The sequence below is a fragment of the Streptomyces sp. NPDC006624 genome (genome assembly GCF_040611555.1).
Lineage (GTDB): Bacteria > Actinomycetota > Actinomycetes > Streptomycetales > Streptomycetaceae > Streptomyces.
In genome coordinates, this window is the sequence record NZ_JBEXOM010000009.1 from 65,227 (window position 1) to 83,193 (window position 17,967).

Annotated in this window: 11 protein-coding genes; 3 read left to right on the forward strand and 8 right to left on the reverse strand. The window is 72.5% G+C overall.

Going from position 1 to position 17,967, the window contains the following annotated elements; genetic code table 11:
• Positions 1-37: 37 nt before the first annotated feature.
• Entirely contained in the window at positions 38-1,978 is a 1,941-nt protein-coding gene (locus tag ABZY20_RS18570; protein ID WP_356442605.1) for an acyl-CoA dehydrogenase family protein, read from the reverse strand.
• A gap of 335 nt (positions 1,979-2,313) precedes the next feature.
• Here ABZY20_RS18570 and ABZY20_RS18575 point away from each other — a divergent pair, with 335 nt between their 5' ends.
• The 3 genes from ABZY20_RS18575 (at position 2,314) to ABZY20_RS18585 (ending at position 6,826) form a co-directional block, all read left to right on the forward strand.
• Complete coding sequence (locus ABZY20_RS18575) at positions 2,314-3,327, forward strand: LacI family DNA-binding transcriptional regulator (protein ID WP_356442780.1); 1,014 nt, start codon at positions 2,314-2,316, stop codon at positions 3,325-3,327.
• 161 nt (positions 3,328-3,488) lie between these two features.
• On the forward strand, positions 3,489-5,531 hold the full coding sequence (locus tag ABZY20_RS18580) for a glycoside hydrolase family 31 protein (RefSeq protein ID WP_356442606.1): 2,043 nt from the start codon (positions 3,489-3,491) through the stop codon (positions 5,529-5,531).
• 107 nt (positions 5,532-5,638) lie between these two features.
• Positions 5,639-6,826 (forward strand): sulfotransferase, encoded by a 1,188-nt coding sequence (locus tag ABZY20_RS18585; protein ID WP_356442607.1) that lies wholly within the window; start codon positions 5,639-5,641, stop codon positions 6,824-6,826.
• Between the two features lie 32 nt (positions 6,827-6,858).
• Here ABZY20_RS18585 and ABZY20_RS18590 read toward each other — a convergent pair whose 3' ends face one another.
• From ABZY20_RS18590 to ABZY20_RS18620, 7 genes are all read right to left on the reverse strand, one after another.
• Positions 6,859-7,572, reverse strand: coding sequence for a hypothetical protein (locus tag ABZY20_RS18590; protein WP_356442608.1), 714 nt, complete (start codon positions 7,570-7,572; stop codon positions 6,859-6,861).
• A gap of 37 nt (positions 7,573-7,609) precedes the next feature.
• Positions 7,610-9,805: a glycoside hydrolase N-terminal domain-containing protein gene (locus tag ABZY20_RS18595; RefSeq protein ID WP_356442609.1), complete on the reverse strand. Its 2,196-nt coding sequence runs from the start codon at positions 9,803-9,805 to the stop codon at positions 7,610-7,612.
• Complete coding sequence (locus ABZY20_RS18600; protein ID WP_356442610.1) at positions 9,802-11,766, reverse strand: beta-galactosidase; 1,965 nt, start codon at positions 11,764-11,766, stop codon at positions 9,802-9,804. Before ABZY20_RS18600 ends, ABZY20_RS18595 begins: the two co-directional genes overlap by 4 nt.
• Positions 11,766-13,967 carry a 1,4-beta-glucanase gene (locus tag ABZY20_RS18605; protein WP_356442611.1) on the reverse strand — a complete coding sequence of 734 codons (2,202 nt, stop codon included), beginning with the start codon at positions 13,965-13,967 and terminating at the stop codon, positions 11,766-11,768. Before ABZY20_RS18605 ends, ABZY20_RS18600 begins: the two co-directional genes overlap by 1 nt.
• A gap of 126 nt (positions 13,968-14,093) precedes the next feature.
• Positions 14,094-15,020, reverse strand: coding sequence for a carbohydrate ABC transporter permease (locus tag ABZY20_RS18610; RefSeq protein WP_356442612.1), 927 nt, complete (start codon positions 15,018-15,020; stop codon positions 14,094-14,096).
• Positions 15,017-16,078 carry an ABC transporter permease subunit gene (locus ABZY20_RS18615; RefSeq protein ID WP_356442613.1) on the reverse strand — a complete coding sequence of 354 codons (1,062 nt, stop codon included), beginning with the start codon at positions 16,076-16,078 and terminating at the stop codon, positions 15,017-15,019. The genes ABZY20_RS18610 and ABZY20_RS18615 overlap by 4 nt, the downstream gene beginning before the upstream one ends.
• Positions 16,078-17,757 carry an extracellular solute-binding protein gene (locus ABZY20_RS18620; RefSeq protein ID WP_356442614.1) on the reverse strand — a complete coding sequence of 560 codons (1,680 nt, stop codon included), beginning with the start codon at positions 17,755-17,757 and terminating at the stop codon, positions 16,078-16,080. Before ABZY20_RS18620 ends, ABZY20_RS18615 begins: the two co-directional genes overlap by 1 nt.
• Between the last annotated feature and the right edge of the window lie 210 nt (positions 17,758-17,967).

Sequence of the window (17,967 nt, forward strand, 5' to 3'; positions counted from 1 at the left end):
CGGCTCGCGCCCCCACGGAGGCCGGGTGACGGCCGGGTCACCGGATGGGCCGGTGGACGTTCTCCCTCCGGGACGGTCCGGGTGTCGCGTCGGCGATCCACGGCCCGTCCGTCGACGGGTCGACGATGCCCTGCTCCAGCCACGCGTACGTGCCGGACAGGACGCCCTTGACGACCTTGCGGTCGAGGTCGTCGGTGTTGGTCCACAGGCGGGTGAAGAGCTCCTCGATCCGGATGCGGGCCTGGCGGCAGAAGACGTCGGCGAGCTGGTAGGCCTCGCGGCCGTGGTCGCCCTGCGCGCGCAGGTGCTCGGCGCGCACGCACGCGGCGCTCATGGCGAACAGCTCGGCTCCGATGTCGACGATCCGGCCGAGGAAGCCCTGCTTGGACTCCATGCGGCCCTGCCAGCGGGACATGGCGTAGAACGTGGAGCGGGCGAGCTTGCGGGCGGTGCGCTCCACGTAGCGCAGGTGGCCGGAGAGGTCGACGCCGTGCCGGAACTCGCCGTAGGAGGTGGGCAGCTGGCCCGGGCCCGCGACCAGCCTGGGGAGCCACTTGGCGTAGAAGGCGCCCGCGTTGGCGCCCGCCTTCGCCTTGTCGCCCAGGGACTTCTCGGGGTCGATGAGGTCGCCGGCGACCGAGAGGTGGGCGTCGACGGCCTCCCGGGCGATCAGCAGGTGCATGATCTCCGTGGAGCCCTCGAAGATGCGGTTGATGCGCAGGTCGCGCAGCAGCTGCTCGGCGGGGACGCCGCGCTCGCCGCGGGCGCGGAGGGACTCGGCCGTCTCGAAGCCGCGCCCGCCGCGGATCTGGACCAGCTCGTCGGCCATCGTCCAGGCCATCTCGGAGGCGTAGAGCTTGGCGAGGGCGCCTTCGATGCGGATGTCGTTGCGGTCCTCGTCGGCCATCTGCGAGGCCAGGTCCGTCACGGCCTCCAGGGCGAACGTGGTGGCCGCGATGAAGGAGATCTTGGAGCCGACCGCCTCGTGGTGCGCGACGGGCTTGCCCCACTGCTCGCGGGCCGCCGACCACTCGCGGGCGATCTTCAGGCACCACTTGCCCGCCGCGACGCAGGAGGCCGGCAGGGAGAGCCGCCCGGTGTTCAGGGTGGTCAGGGCGATCTTCAGGCCCTGGCCCTCCGCGCCGACGCGGTTGGCGGCGGGGACGCGGACCTGGTGGAAGCGGGTGACGCCGTTCTCGATGCCGCGCAGGCCCATGAAGGCGTTGCGGTTCTCCACCGTGACGCCGGGGGCGTTGGTCTCCACGACGAAGGCGGTGATGCCGCCCTTGTGCCCCTCGCTCTTCGGCACCCGGGCCATCACGACGAGCAGGTCGGCGACGACGCCGTTGGTGGTCCACAGCTTCACGCCGTCGAGGACGTAGTCGTCGCCGTCGGGCACGGCCGTGGTGGCCAGGCGGGCCGGGTCGGAGCCGACGTCGGGCTCGGTGAGCAGGAAGGCGCTGATGTCCGTGCGGGCGCAGCGCGGCAGGAAGCGCTCGCGCTGCTCCTCGGTGCCGAACAGCTTCAGGGGCTGGGGCACGCCGATCGACTGGTGCGCGGAGAGCAGCACGCCGATCGCGGGGCTGGCGGAGCCCACCAGGGCCAGGGCCTTGTTGTAGTACACCTGCGTCAGGCCGAGTCCGCCGTACTTGGTGGCGATCTTCATGCCGAAGGCGCCGAGCTCCTTGAGGCCGTCGATCACCTCGTCGGGGATGCGGGCCTCGCGCTCGATGAGGGCGCCGTCGACCTTGGTCTCGACGAAGTCGCGGAGCTTGGCGAGGAACTGCTCGCCGCGCTGGGCCGCCTCGTCGGCGGGGACGGGGTGGGGGTGGATGAGGTCGAGCCGGAAGCGGCCGAGGAACAGCTCCTTGGCGAAGCTGGGCTTGCGCCAGTGCTGTTCCCGGGCGGCCTCCGCCACCTCACGGGCCTCCCGCTCGGTGACGGCGGGACGTGATGAGGGGGTGGTGGAAGCGGACATGAGGGGCACCTCGCCGCAACTAGGAAGATTGAGGACTGTACGTTACCGACCAGTGCTACTGGATCGTTGGTACCCGAATACGGACGCCCCCACCAGTCCTCGCGCGTCCGTTCAGCCGAAGGGGGCGGAGCGCGCCGGCCCTTGTGGCGCGCCCGGCGGCGGTGTTGCATCGAGGTGTCGCCCCGAGGTACGGACTCCGCCGCGGAAATTGCTGTCGAAGCGCTTCGACAGCCTATGGACACGTACTCCCGCTGGAGCTACTGTCGAACCACCCTCACCCGTTCATAACAGCAATGCGCACTGTCGAAGCGCTTCACAAGAGCTTGGAGAGCTGGATGGTCACCCTCGCCGAGGTCGCCCAGCACGCCGGAGTCTCGGCGAGCACGGTGAGCTATGTCCTCAGCGGCAAGCGGTCCATCTCCGCGAACACCCGGCAGCGGGTCGAGCGGAGCATCCGCGAGCTCGGGTACCACCCGAACGCCGGGGCCCGCGCCCTGGCCAGCAGCAGGTCCAACATCATCGCGCTGATGGTGCCGCTGCGCACGGACATGTACGTGCCCGTGATGATGGAGATCGCCATCGCCGTCGCGACCTGCGCGCGCACGCACGGGTACGACGTGCTGCTGCTCACCGGTGAGGAGGGCCCCGACGCGGTGCGCCGCGTCGCCGGCAGCGGGCTCGCCGACGGCATGATCCTGATGGACGTCGAACTCGACGACGAGCGGCTGCCGTTGCTGCGCGCGACCGACCAGCCGTCCGTGCTGATCGGGTTGCCCGCCGACACCGCCGGGCTGACCTGCGTCGACCTGGACTTCAGGGCGACGGGCGCGCTGTGCGTGGAGCACCTGGCCAAGCAGGGGCACCAGGACATCGCCGTCATCGGGGAGGCCCCGGCCGTCTACGAGCGGCACACGGGCTTCGCCGAGCGCACCCTGGACGGACTGCGGTCCCGCTCCCGGGAACTGGGCGTGCGGCTGCTGCACCGCCCGTGCGGCGGCGGGTACGACGCGCTGGCGGTCACGCTCTCCCGGATCCTCGACGAGCGCCCGGCCACCTCCGGGCTGATCGTGCAGAACGAGTCGGCGCTGGAGCCGCTGCTCGCGCTGCTGCGCCAGCAGGGCCGGGCCGTGCCCGAGGACGTGTCGGTGGTGGCGATCTGCCCCGACCAGGTGGCGCTGCAGTCCTCGGTGCGGCTGACGTCGGTCGCCATCCCCGCGCAGGAGATGGGCCGGATCGCGGTGGAGCACCTGGTCGCCAAGCTGGAGGGGCGCGGCAGCGACGAGGTCGTGCTGATCGCGCCCGAGCTGACGGTCCGGGGGAGCACGGGGCCGGCGCCGAGCCGGCCGTAGGCACCGCGCGCCCTCTGACCGCGCCCCTTTCCTCCCCTGCCGCCGTTCCCGGCGGCGGGCACCACCCCTTTCCCCGGGGCGCCTCTCCCCGGCCCCGCGCCCAGGGCACCCCCCTGTCCGCACACCTCTGTCCGCACTCCTCCAGGAGCACAGGAGCACGCGTGAACCAGCCTGCTGAAATCCAGCCCCAGGTGAGCCTGGCGCAGTCCTCCCCCACCGTCGGCACGTTCCGCGAGCGGGACGGCGCGCTGGAGTGGAGCGGCCGCCAGGAGACCGTCCGGATCGAACCGTGGGGCCCGGACGCGGTCCGGGTGCGTGCCCGGCTCGGCGGCCCGGTCCTCGAAGGACTGCCCGGCGCCCTGCTCGACGAGGCCCCCGCGACACCGTCCACGGTGAAGACGGAGGACGGCGGCGCCCGGCTGACCGTCGGCGCGCTCACCGTCGAGGTGAGCGCCGAGGGCCTGATCCGCTTCCTGCGCACGGACGACTCCGCCGAACTGCTCGCCGAGGAGCGCGCCCACTTCTGGTGGCCCGGCTCGCGCCTCTACACCGCCGTCGGCAACGGCCACCACCGCCTGGAGCAGCGCTTCGCCGCCTACGACGACGAGAAGCTGTACGGCCTCGGCCAGCACCAGCACGGGCGCCTGGACCAGAAGGGCCTGGTGCTGGACCTGATCCAGCGCAACGCCGAGGTCGGCATCCCGGTGCTCACCTCCAGCCGCGGCTACACCCTGCTGTGGAACAACCCGGCGATCGGCCGCGTGGAGCTGGCGCACAACGGCACCCGGTGGGTCGCCGACTCCGCCCGGCAGATCGACTACTGGATCACGGCCGGCGACCCGGCCGCCGCCCAGCGCCGCTACAGCGCGGTGACCGGCCGCACGCCGATGCTGCCGGAGTGGGCGGCGGGCTTCTGGCAGTGCAAACTGCGCTACCGCACCCAGGACGAACTGCTGGAGGTGGCCCGGGAGTACAGGCGCCGGGGCCTGCCGATCTCGGCGATCGTCTGCGACTTCTTCCACTGGACGCACCTCGGCGACTGGAAGTTCGACCCGAAGGAGTGGCCGGACCCGGCGGCGATGGTGCGCGAGCTGGAGGAGCTCGGCATCAAGCTGGTGGTGAGCGTGTGGCCGTCGGTGTCGCCGCTGAGCGAGAACCACCCGGTCCTGGAGCAGCGCGGCTGGTTCATCGGCACCCAGTACGGCCCGACGGCCCACGCCGACTGGCCCGACAAGGAGGTCGCCTCCACGGTCCAGGTCGCCTTCTACGACGCCACCAACCCCGAGGCCCGGGAGTTCGTGTGGTCGCGGGTGAAGGAGAACTACCTGGACCCGTACGGCATCACGGCGTTCTGGCTGGACGCCTGCGAGCCGGAGCTGAAGCCGGGCTTCCAGGAGAACCTGCGCTACTGGGCGGGCCCGGGCCTGGAGGTCGGCAACATGTACCCGGCCGAGAACGCCCGCACCTTCTACGAGGGCCTCGTCGCCGCGGGCGAGGAGGAGGTCGTCAGCCTCAACCGCTCGGCGTGGGCGGGCAGCCAGCGCTACGGAGCCGCCCTGTGGTCCGGTGACATCGGCACGGACTTCCCGACCCTGCGCCGCCAGATCGCGGCCGGGCTCAACACGGCGCTGTCGGGCATCCCGTGGTGGAACACCGACATCGGCGGCTTCCACGGCGGCGACCCGGACGACCCGGCGTACCGGGAGGTGATGGTGCGCTGGTTCCAGTTCGGCGCGCTGTCCCCGCTGATGCGCCTGCACGGCTTCCGCGACCCGGGCATGCCGCTGGGCCCGGAGATGACCGGCGGCCCGAACGAGGTGTGGTCCTACGGCGAGGAGGCCGGGGCCGTCCTGGAGAAGTACCTGCGGCTGCGCGAGCGGCTCAAGCCGTACGTGCTGGACGTGATGCGCGCGGCCCACGAGGAGGGGCTGCCGGTGATGCGGCCGCTGTTCCTGGAGTTCCCCGGCGACCAGGCGGCCTGGTCGGTGGACGACTCCTACCTGTTCGGCCCGGACCTGCTGGTCGCGCCGGTGCTGACGGCCGGTGCCACGGCCCGGACGGCGTACCTGCCGGCCGGGGCCTCGTGGACGGACGCGTGGACGGGGGAGACGTACGAGGGCGGTCAGACCGTGACGGTCGACGCCCCGCTGGACCGGATCCCGCTGTTCCTGCGGGACGGGGCGCGGCTGCCCGTGGCGGAGTAGCCGGGCGGCGGGGGCGGCCGGATCGACGGAGGCCTTCCGGCCACCCCTGCGCGCGTTCGGCCGACTTCCGTACGGCGCAGGGGGGTTGGAGCGGATAGGTTCCCCGGGTGGCCTCGTCTCCGCTCGCCCTCACCCTCGCGAACGCACTGCTGCGGCCCGCGTTCGGCTCCCGGCGCGATCCCGGCCGGATCTTCGACCGCATCGTCGTGGAGACCGGGGAGGCGCCCGGCAACCGGGAGTTCGTCGACGGCTTCCGCGCCCTGCTCGGCTGGTGGGCGAAGGCCGAGAACCTCACGCCGGTCGGCTGGCAGTCCGCGCAGGGGCACGTCCGGCGGCATCTCGCCAACCGGGCCCGGGTGCGGCGGCTGATCGCCGAGCACCCCGGGATCGAGCGGGAGCCCGTCGACCGGCCGGTGTTCGTCGTGGGGCTGCCGCGCACCGCGACCACGGTCACCCACGCGGTGCTGTCGCTGCCGGACGCGCACCGCAGTCCCCGCCTGTGGGAACTGCTCTCCCCCGGCCTCGAGTTGCCGCCCCGGCAGCGGCGCAGGGCGATCGCGGCCGGGCGCCGGATGGTCCGCGGCACCGACCTGTTCGCACCCCGCTTCCGGGACATCCACGCGATGGCAGCCGAGGGCCCCGAGGAGTGCACCTTCGCGCTGCCGCACGCCCTGATGCCGCTGTCGCAGGCCGACATCCCCGAGTACCGGGCGTGGCACGGCGCGCGGGACTTCACCGCCGACTACCGGTACCTCAAGCAGGTCTACCAGGTGCTGCAGTACGGCCGTCCGCGGCGGCGCTGGGTGCTGAAGTCGCCCATGCACCTGGAGAACCTGGACGCGCTGCTGAGGGTCTTCCCCGACGCCACGCTCGTGTGGTGCCACCGCGACCCGGTGACGGTCGTGGCGTCCTTCTGCAGTCTGATCGAGCACGGCATGGCCGTCAGCACCCGCCCGGTGGACCCGGTCCGGATCGGCCGGGTCTGGCTGGACCTGCTGAGCCGTGCGATGGACCGCGGGCTGGCGGCCCGGGCGTCGATCCCGGCGGAGCAGCTGGTGGACGCCCCGTACTCGTGGCTGGGCTCCGACCCCGCGAGCGGCGCGCCGAAGCTGTACGCCGCCGTCGGCGCCCCCTGGACCGAGGCGGACGCCGCCCGGCTGCCCGCGGCCGTCGCCCGCCCCGAGGGCACCCGCCGGCACAGCTACGACCTGTTCCGCTACGGACTGACCCGGGACGAGGTCGAGTCGGCCTTCGCGGAGTACGAGGTGCTGCGGGCCGGGGTCGACCGCGCCTGAGAGGGCGCGGCCGGCCCAGGCCCCGGGGAGGGTCAGCCGCCGCTGACCGTCAGGTTGTCGGTGGTGAAGTTCAGGCCGCCGGACGACGAGGTGATCTCGTAGCCGAACTGCACGTCGCCGATGGTCTCGTTGCCCATCCAGCCCTTGGTGTCCTTGATCCACTTCAGGATCGGCAGGATGCTGACGCTGCCGGAGGTGGAGTCGGACGTCCGCAGGAACGAGAAGACCTGGTTGGCGCCGTTGTCGCCCTTGTACACGTTCCAGGTGTGACCGCCGAGGGTGACGCTGCCCTGGGAGGTGCCGAGCGGGCCGACGGCGCCGTTGTGGTTGACCCAGAGCATGATCTCGTAGTCGTAGTCGGTGTCCCAGATGTCGTACGACGTGTTGTACGCGCCGGAGGACGGGACGGTGACGTTGTAGGTGCTGGTGAGCGAGGAGAGAGAGGTGATCGTCTTGTTGATCACCTTCTTGGAGTTCGGGTAGGACTTGATGCCGCCGGTGTTGGGGTGGTCGGCCCAGACGCCCCAGTTGGTGCCGGAGTTGGCCCAGACGCACTGGCTGCCGGCGCCGGAGCCCCAGATGTTGTTGTAGAGCGTGTAGCCGTTCAGGCTGGTGTTGCCCCACTGGTCGCAGGAGTTCCAGACGGCGGCGGAGGCGGGGGCGGAGGCGAGGCCGACGGTGGCGCCGAGCGCGAGGGCCGGGGCCAGCAGGGCCTTGCTGATCCTGCTCAGGGTGCGTGTTGCCATGGTGTCCCTTCCATGGGTGGGGGGAATTGCGGGGGGGTTACCGCTCCTTCACGGTGAGGACGCGGTCTTCTCCGGCGACGAGGTCGAGGGGCTCGGCACCGGCGGAAGTCCTGAGTTCGACGCGGGTGGTGCGGCCGGGCCGGAGCACGGCGGTGGCGCCGCCGTCCGGACTCCAGGTGAGGTCGATCTCGGCCCCGAACCGGGTGCGCACCCCGCGCAGGGCGCCGACGGGGTACCCCGGCGGCAGCGCGGGCAGCAGGACCAGCCGGTCGGGGGTCGACTGGACCAGCGCCTCGATCAGCACGGCCGGCAGGGTGTGCGCGGCGTCGGCGTTGTACACGTCGCGGCCGGGATAGTGGGCGCTCATCAGGGAGACGTGGAAGAAGTCGCCTTCCAGGACCCGGCCGAGGGCGTGCGCGACCCGGCCGGCGTCCCGGAGCCGGGCCGCGACCAGGGCGTGGTGCAGGTGGCCGTGCGCGGAGTCGTTCTCGGCGCCGCGCAGTTCCAGGGCGCGGTGGGCGGCGGCGGCGTGGGCGGGGGTGTCGTAGGGGGTGATCTCGTCGAGGGGCCAGACGCCGTAGAGGTGGCTGAGGTGGCGGTGGTCGTAGCTGTCCTGCAGGCCCGGCCAGGCCCATTCGGCCAGGGCGCCGTCGGCGTTGACGCGGTGCGGCGGGAGGCGGTCGGCGAGGGCCTGCCAGCGGCCCGCCTCCGCGGTGCCCGGGTGGTAGGCGGCGGCGGTGCGCAGGGCGTGGCGGGCCGCGGAGAGGTCCATGGCGGCGTTGACCGTGCCCCAGCTCGCGTTGGCGGGGCGGTTCTCGGGCGAGTAGGAGGGGACGACGACGAGGTGCCCGTGCTCGTCCGTCCGGGTGAGGAAGTCCTCGTAGAACAGGGCGACTTCGGCGAGGGCGGCGGCGGTGCGCGGGTCGCGGGTGCCGTGGGTCTCGTCGTGGTCGACCAGCGGCTTCAGCAGCCAGTCGGCGCCGGCGGTCCACAGGTGCAGCGGGTACTCGCGGCTGTAGTGGTAGGAGTGGCCGGACTCGCCGTCGGTGTGGGCGGGGGCGACGACGCCCCGGGTGCCGAAGATCGCGCGGGCGTTGTCGCGCCAGGCGGGCAGCTGGCGCTGGACGAGGCGGGCGTGGGCCTCGGTGACCTCGGGGAGGGCGGCAGCGGCGGCGGACGCGGTCTGCAGGTTGAGGTTGGCGTCCTGGGTGAACGCGCCGGACCAGGCGGTGTCCCAGTCGCCGGTCCACAGCCCGGTCAGGCGGGGCGGGAGGAGGCCGCAGGCGGACAGCAGGTGGTAGCGGCCGGCGGCGAAGAGGCGCTCCAGCAGGGCGGCGCTGCGGGGCCGCTTCAGCAGCTCCGAGCCGGGCAGGGCCCGTTCGGCGGGGTCGGCGGCCAGGTCGAGGGTGACGCGCCGGTAGGCGGTGCGGTGCAGGGCGACGTGGCGGTCGAGGAGCTCGTCCGGGTCGGCGGGCAGGTCGCGCAGGGCACGGCCCCGGGCGACGACGTCGAGTTCGCCGGTGTGCCGGTGCACCCGGGTCAGCAGCAGCACGGACCGGGCGCCCTCGACGCGCACGCCCGGGGGCACGAGGGTGGTCGTGCCCCCGGTGACGGTGACCCGGGTGACGCCGGTGACGGCCAGGTCGCTGTCCGGGTAGCGGGCGCGCAGGCTGAGCAGGGCGCCGTCGGGGGTGAGGACGGCTCCGTGGCCGATGCCCAGCCCGGCGGGGGCGCCGGGCAGCCGGTGGTCCAGGTCGACGCGCAGGCTCAGGGCGGGTCCGGTGAGGTGCTGGACGACGACGTCGTCGGCGCGGGAGACGAAGACCCGGCTCGTCCAGCCGTCGCAGGACGCGCGGACGACGCCGGTGGTGAAGTCGACGTCCCGGCGGTAGTCCCGCACCTCGCCGGGCGGCCGGTCCGCCCGGATCCGGAACGCGGGGTGGAAGGGCTGGACCCACTGGAGCGGGCGGCCGTCCGTGAAGCTCTCGGCGGCGGTCGTGTCGCCCGCCAGGAGGCGGTCCTGGAGGGCGGGGAGGTCCGCGGCGAGCTGCGGGGGCCGGGTGTCGGCGCGTGACGGCCGCACCAGGGTGTGATGCGTGACGACGACCCGCTCGGCGTTCGGGTCGCCGGACACGAGGGCGCCGTGGTGGCCGTTGCCGCTGAGGAAGGCGTCCTCCCAGCGGGCGGCCGGGTGCGGTTCCCAGGTGCCGTGGACGGGGGCGGAGTCGGTCATGGCCGGAGCACCGCCGCCCCGTACCGGCCGAGGGTGACCCGGTCGGTGACGTCCGTGCCCGTCAGCAGGTCGTGGTGGGTGCCGGGCACCTCGACGGTCACCGGCTCCCGGCCGTGGTGGAGCAGGAACAGCAGCTCGCCCCGGCGTACGGCCTCGACCTGCCCGGGCAGGCCGTCGAGCACCGGCCCGACCCCCGCGCCGGCCGCGATCCCGGCCAGCAGGTCGCGCAGCGCCCCGGGTTCCGGGAGCGTGGAGACGTACCAGGCCCGGCCCCTGCGCAGGATCGCGGGCAGTCCGTCGAGTTCGCCGCCCCGGTAGGGGATGACCTCGTCGGCCTCGCTCGCCTCGATCTCCTCGGACCACAGGGTCGCGCCGAACCCCTCGCAGGCGACGCTCTCCCCCGCGTCCAGCGGCCACCACTCGTGCAGGGTGCGGATGCCGAACAGCTCCCGCAGCCGGGCGTCCATGCCGCCGGGGCGGACGCGGTCGTCCTGGTCGGCGACACCGGTCTGGAATCCGCAGACCAGGGTGCCGCCCTGCCGTACGTAGGCCAGGAGGTTGCCGATCGCGGCGTCGGTGAGCGCGTACAGCTGGGGCGCGACCACCACCGGGTACGGCGTGAGGTCGTGCTCGGGGTGGGCGAAGTCGCTGGTGAGGTGGGCCTGCCACAGGGCCCGGTGCCAGGCGCGCAGGACGTCCGGGTAGTCCACCTCCCCGGACAGCCGGCCGTCCTGGGTGCCGGCCCACCAGGAGTGCCAGTCGTGCAGGACGGCGACACCGGCGGTGACGTGCCGTCCGGCCGTCTCCGGGGCGATCCGCTCCAGGTCCGCTCCGAGCTGCTTGGCCTCCTGGAACGTCCGGCCCTCCTCCCCGGCGTGGCTGACCATGCCGGAGTGGAACTTCTCGGCGCCCTGCCGGGACTGCCGCCACTGGAAGAAGCAGACGGCGTCGGCGCCCCGGGCCACGGCCTGCAGGGACCACAGCCGGTTCAGGCCCCGGGGCTTGGGGTGGTTCACGCCCCGCCAGTTGACCGGTCCGGCGGCCTGCTCCATGAGCATCCAGGGCCCGCGCGCCTGGGAGCGGGTCATGTCCTGGACGAGGGCGCCGTGCTGCGCGCCGAGCGGGTCGCGCGGGTCGGGGTAGAGGTCGACCGAGACGACGTCCTCCTCCTCGGCCCAGCGCCAGGCGTCCTGCCCGAAGAACAGCGGCATGAAGTTGCTGGTGACCGGCAGGTGCGGGGTGTGCCGCCGGACGATGTCCCGCTCGGCGGCGTAGCACTCCAGGAGCATGTCGGAGGTGAAGCGCCGGAAGTCCAGGACCTGGGTGGGGTTGCGCATGTAGTGCGGCAGGCGGGGCGGCAGGATGCCGTCCCAGGTGTCGTAGCCCTGGCTCCAGAAGGCCGTGCCCCAGGCGGTGTTGAGGGCGTCGAGCGTTCCGTACCGTGCGCGCAGCCAGCGGCGGAAGGCGGCCGCGGCCTCGTCGCCGTGGTCGGCGGTGCAGTACTCGTTGTTGATGTGCCACATCGTCAGGGCCGGGTGCCCGGCGTAGCGGGCGGCCAGGTCCTCGGTGATGGCGGCGGCGTAGCGCCGGTAGGTGGCGCTGGAGTGCGAGAAGTGCTGCCGTCCGCCCCACCACTCGGTGCGGCCGTCCTCGGTGACGGGCAGGGTGTCGGGGTGCAGCCGGCCCATCCAGGGCGGGGGCGAGGAGGTCGGGGTGGCCAGGACGACGCCGATGCCGTGCTCGTGCAGCAGGTCCATCAGCGTGTCGAGCCAGCCGAACTCCCGTGCCCCCGGCTCCGGTTCGAGCTTCGACCAGGAGAAGACGCCGAGGGTGACCGAGTTGACGCGGGCCGCCTTCATCAGCCGGACGTCCTCGTGCCAGGTCTCCTCGGGCCACTGCTCCGGGTTGTAGTCGCCGCCGAAGAGGAGCCGGCCCCGGGTCGCGTCGTCGAGCCCGGGCATCAGACGGGCTCCCCGTACTGCACGCCGCGGCCGTTGGTGGCGACGTAGACCCGGCCGTACACGCGCGGGTCGCCGGTGATCGCCGCGCCGGTCCAGCCCCACTGGTGCCGGTCGTCGTTGATCCGCGTCCAGGTCCTCGCCTCGTCGTCGGAGCGGTACACGGCGGTGATCGTGCCGACGGAGCCGACCAGGTAGACCGCCGGGTAGGAGGCGCCCGCGGCGGCCTTGCCGAAGCCGAGGGTGTAGGCGGCCTGGCAGCTGCCCACCTTCGCGAAGCTCGCGCCGCCGTCCGTCGAGCGGTGCAGCCCGTCGCCCTTGAGGCTGAGCCACAGGTCGCCGGAGCGGCCCGGGGCCGCCGTGAGCTGGAACTCGCCGTCACCCGAACTCAGGCCCGAGGCGCCGGCGGTGAAGGTGCGGCCGCCGTCGGTGCTGGCGAAGAGCGTGCCGGTGGTGGTGTCGAAGGCGTGGAAGCGGTCCGGGTCGACGGGGTCCGCGACGGGCACGGCCCCCTTCGGGAAGGTGGGGATCTCCGTCCAGGTGGCGCCGTTGTCGGCCGAGCGGTACCCCGGGTGGGCCGGGCCGAAGGACCACAGCAGCACGCTGCCGTCGGCTCCTGCGGCGATCGGGCCCGGCGCGGACCGGGCCATGTCCGGCTGGGACCCGAAGGGCGCCCAGGTCCGGCCGCCGTCGTCCGACCAGGCGCCGTTGCCGTTCTCGCCCCAGCCGGCCCGCACGACGTAACCCGGTCTGGCCGCGGCGAGCGCGAGCCCCGTGGCCGTGCCGAACACCGGGTCGGACGCCATGCCGCGCGACGGCGACGCCGTGAGCCGCTCGTGGTACATCACGCCGATGTCCCCGCAGCCGCTGATCAGGTGCGCCCGGCCGGCCGGGGGCGAGAGCAGCTGGCGTACGGACGCCTCCTCCAGGCCGCTCACCCGCGGGGCCCAGTGCCTGAGGTCGCGGGTGCCGTAGAGGGTCGCGCCGGTGCCGTACACGAGGTTCCGGGAGTCGAACGGGTCGAGCGCGACGGCCTGGATCCACCAGCCGAACTTGGGCTCGTCGCCGCCCCACTTGAGGTAGGGGGTCTCGGAGACGTCCAGGACGGCCCCCTCCTTCAGGGACGTCCAGGTGCGGCCTCCGTCGGTGGTCCGGTAGAGGGTGTCGACCAGCGACCAGCGGTTGTTGGTGGAGACCACGACGGTGCCGGGGCGGCGGGCGTCGACCGCGCAGCCGCCGTAGCCGAAGGAGTCGGTCCCCCCGTCGGGCGTCGCGCCGCCCGGCCTCACCGGCGTGACCTCGGTCCACTTCCCGTCCGTGGTGCGCAGCTTGTGGACGCTGCCGTCCGACTGCCCGTTGGGGCCGGGGGCGTCGGCGTACGTCACGTACAGCTCCCGTGCGTGCCGGTCGTACGCGGCGCGGACGGGCACCCGGGCGGCGGCGCCGGAGGGCTGTCCGGGGACGGCCTCCCAGGTGGTGCCGTCCGTCGTGCGGTACAGGTTGGCACGCCCGGCGGTGCCGTCGGAGTCGCCCCAGCCGGCGTAGACGGCCCGGCCGGCGGCGACCAGGAGCGTCACGCCCTGGCCGGTGGCGCCCGGGGTGGCCGGGAACGCCGCGGGCTGCCAGTGGGCGCCCCGGTCGGTCGACTTGAGCAGTCCGTCGTGCCGGGTGCCCAGCCACAGGGTGTCGCTGTCCCGCGGGTCGACGAGCAGCCGCTCACCGCAGCCGCGGCCGTCCTCGTTGGCGCCGAGCTTGACGGTGAGGTCGGTGCGCTTCCAGGTCGCGCCCCGGTCCTGCGAGCGCAGCACGGCGCCGTTGCCGGCCCAGGGCTGCGCGTAGGTGCCGAGGGCGAGGTACAGCCGGTCCGGGTGGGCCGGGTCGACGGCCATGGCCTCCACGCCGAGGAGGTTCCAGTCGTCCCAGCCGATGTGGTCGGTCAGCGGGATCCAGCGGCCGGTCCGGTCGTCCCAGCGGTAGGCGCCGCCGATGTCGGTGCGGGCGTAGGCCAGGCCGCGGACGGAGGGGTGGAACAGCACGCCGGTGATGAAGCCGGTGCCGCCCTGGACGGCGTTGCGCCAGCGGTAGCGGTCCGCCGCGGGGGCGGCGGCCTCGGCACGCCCCGGGGAGACCGGCAGGGTGGCGAGCGCGGCGGCGGCAGCGGTCCCGGCGAGAACGGCACGTCGGCCCGGGCTGGACGCATGCATGGCACATACCTCGTCGTTCGGAGGGGAGGGGGGAAGCGCCCCGGATGGGGCGCGGGGAGCCGCGCGGTCGGCCACCGGCTGCCGGCAGGCGCCGGACGACGGGGCATCCCACCAAAGGGGCGGCGGTCAGCCCTTGACGGCTCCGGTGAGCATGCCCTTCTTGAAGTGCCGCTGGACGAAGGGCGAGGCGACCGCCACGGGGATCAGGGCCAGGACCATGACCGCCATCTGCAGCCCCAGTGCGGAGAGTTCGCCGGTGCGGACCGCCTGCTGCAGTCCGGTCGGCGCCTCGCTGTTCTTCTGGACGAGCTGGATGAGCACGTTCTGCAGCGGCATCATCGACTGGTCCGTGAGGTAGATGGAGGCGTTGAACCAGGCGCTCCAGTACCCCACCGCGTAGAACAGCGAGATGACGGCCAGCACCGCCCGTGACAGCGGCATGATGATGGTCAGCAGGATGCGCAGGTCACCGGCGCCGTCGATGCGGGCCGACTCGGTGAGTTCGGGCGAGATGCCCATGAAGAAGGCCCGCAGCACCAGGATGTTGAAGACACTCACCGCGCTCGGCAGGATCAGCGACAGATAGGTGTCGGTGAGGCCCAGCGTCTGCACCAGGAGGTACGTCGGGATGAGGCCGGCCCCGAAGAACATGGTCGCCATCATCGTCATCAGGAAGAACCGGTGGCCCAGGCTGCCCGGCCGGGACAGTCCGTAGGCCGCGAGCACCGACACCGTCATCGAGAACAGCGTGCCGAACAGCGTGACCCCGACCGACACCATGATCGCCCTGCTGACCTGGCCGCCGCTGAGCAGTTCCGTGTAGTTGACGAAGGTGATGCCCTGGGGGATCACGACGAGACCGCCGACCCGGTCGATCACCGGCTTCGGGGAGAGGCTGGTGACGACCACGATCCACAGCGGGCCGAGGACCGCCAGGCAGCACAGGACCAGCAGTCCGCCCTTCGCGGCGAGCCCGGCCCTGCCCGGCGGCTCCTCCCACACGGGGCGGGCGGGAGCCCTGAGGCTGCGGACGAGCTGCGTGTTGAGGCTCACTTCTTGTACACCCCCTGCTCGCCGAGCAGATGCGCGAACCTGTTCGCGCCCAGGACGAGACAGACTCCGATGACTCCCTTGACGAGGCCGACCGCGGCCGCGTAGCTGAAGTCGCCGTTCTGGATACCCATGTTCCACACGTACGTGTCGAGGACCTCGCTGGCGCCCACGCCGACCGCGTCCCGCTGGAGCAGGAACTGCTCGAACCCGACGCTCAGCGCGTCGCCCACCCTGAGGACCAGCAGCAGCGCGACCACCGGCCGCAGCGCGGGCAGCGTGACGTGCCACATGCGCCGCCAGCGGCCCGCGCCGTCCATGGCGGCGGCCTCGTACAGATCGGTGCTGACGGCGGCCAGCGCCGCGAGGAAGACGATGATCCCCCAGCCGGCGTCCTTCCACACGGCCTGCGCGGTGACGAGGAACTTGAACAGGTCCGCGTCGGTCATCAGGTCGAAGCCGCTCCACCCGTGGTCCTCCAGGGTCTGCGCGATGATGCCCGCGCCGCCGAAGACCTGCTGGAAGACCGTGACCACCAGCACCCACGAGAAGAAGTGCGGCAGATACATGATCGCCTGCGCCACCGCCCGGACCCGGGGCCGGATCACGCTGTTGATGAGCAGCGCGAGAGCGATGGGGATCGGGAAGAACAGCACCAGCTGGAGCCCGAAGAGCACGAGGGTGTTCTTCACCGCGCTCCAGAACAGCGGGTCGTCGGCCATCCGCGAGAACTGCTCGACGCCGACCCAGGGGCTGTGGAAGATCGCCGTGACGCCGTTGCTGGAGACGTACGGGTCGTAGTCCTGGAAGGCGACGACGTTGCCCAGCAGCGGGACGTAGTTGAAGATCAGCAGCAGCACGATCACGGGCAGCGTCATCAGGATCAGCGTGCGGTCGCGGCGCAGCCGGATCCGCCAGGGCACCTTGCCCGCCCTGCCCGCCTCGCCCGCCTTGCGCGCCTTCCGGCCCCGGGCCGCCGCGGCGGTGACCGCGGCCGCCGGTTCCTCGACGGCCGCGGGGGGACGGGTCCCGTCGGGCCTGCTCCCGGCCGTGAGGGACATCAGTTGCCGCTGCCGTTCTTGTCGATGAGCTCCTTGTACCAGTCGCGCAGCTTGTCGCCGCCGGAGGACTTCCAGGTGGAGATGGCCTGCTGCACGTCGGACAGCTTCTTGTTGCCGCGCACGTAGTCGATCTCCAACTGCTCGAACTGGCTGGAGAGGCTGGCGTAGCGGGACGGCTCGACGACGTTCATGCCGTACGTGGAGGACTTCGTCATGAAGGCCCCCATCCGCTGCTGCCACTCGACCTGCTTGCGGGCGATGTCGGGGAGGTCGGGGTGCGCGTAGTAGGCGGCGGGGGCGGCCAGCATCACCCAGGCGTTGAGCACCTCGGAGTTGCCCAGGTCGTTCTTGACCGGGACGCCGTCCTTGACCGAGTAGTGGGTGCCCTCGACGCCGTAGTCGACGAGCATGCGCTCCTTGGTGCCGTAGGGGGCGGCGGAGAAGTTGGCGGCGGCCAGTGCGTTCTCCACGACCTCCTTCGGGGCTCCCTTGCGGATCAGCGACCAGATGGTGGCGGGCTGGGACGCCCACAGCTTCGGGTCGCCGCCGTCGGCACCGAAGAGGTCCATGGCCTCGATCCGGAGGTCCGGGTTGGACCCGGCCTGTTCGGCGGCCCTGCCGTACCAGTCCGCGATGTTGGTGTTCCAGACCAGGATCTCCCCGGCGGTGAACCGCTGGCCCGCGTCGCCCGAGCGCGCCTTGTCGTCGGGGTGGACCACGCCCGCGTCGAACAGCTTGCGGACCCACTCCAGGGCCTCCAGGTACGCGGGCTGCTCGATGCGGTACGTCGGCTTGCCGTCGTCGCCGATGTGCCAGCCGATCGTCCCGGAGCCGCGGACGCCGAAGATGTTCCACGCGGACCAGGTCATGTCACCGCAGGCCCACACCTTGGCCTTGGAGCTGGTGGCCTCCTTCGCCCAGCTCATGAACTCGTCGGGCGAGGTGGGTACCGAGTAGCCCTTCTTGTCGAAGACGTCCGCGCGGTACAGGGGCGCGATCCAGTTCGCGCTGGCGGTCGGCATCGGGATGCCGCGCAGCGCACCGCCGAAGATGCTCATGCGCCAGGCGTCGGAGGGGATGGCGGCGAGGTTCGGGTACTTCTTGACCTTGTCGCCGGCCAGGTAGGGCCCCAGGTCCATGAACTTGGCGGTGACCGCGTTCGAGATCTTGCCGACCAGCTCCCAGCCGGGCACGACGACCATGTCGGGTATGGAGCTGGAGGCGAGGACGGCGCCGAGCTTCTGGCCGTAGGTGTTGCCGTCCTGGTTCTGCCAGGTGACCTTGGTGCCCGCCGCGGCGTCCAGCGCCTTGTAGTAGGCGCAGCCGGCCTTCGGCGGGGAGCCCCAGAACGGCGACATGATCTTGAACGGGGCGCCGGTGCCGAGCTTGTCCGGGACCGATGTGGCGAGCGCCGCGAGGTCGACCTTGCCGGTGTAGCCGGCCGCCGAGCCGTTCTTCGACGGCAGGTCCGGCTTGGCGACCGCGCTGGCCACGAACGCCGGGAGCAGCTTGTCCGCGGCCTTGCCCGAGGTGGTGCCGTCCTTGGAACCGCTGTCCGAACCGCCGCAGGCGGCCAGCAGCGGCACCCCGCCTGCCACCGCTGCGGTGGCGACCGCCGTGGAGGCGAGGAAACTTCTCCGGCTCGGTCCGGAGGAGGCGGAGGCGGCGTTCGGCGTCATTGCGTCAACCCTTCATGGCACACCAGGACACCCGGCGGTGGGCCGTCGGCTGCGGTGTCTCGAGTGGAACTGGCTGAGCCGAAGCGGGCTTACGACCCACACGGGGCATTCCGTTAGTCGAAGCGCTTCGATGTTGCTGTGAGGTTAAGTGAACACCCCAGGGCGCACAAGGGTCGTTCCGAAACTTCTCCCGCCGCCACAGGAAGGGAC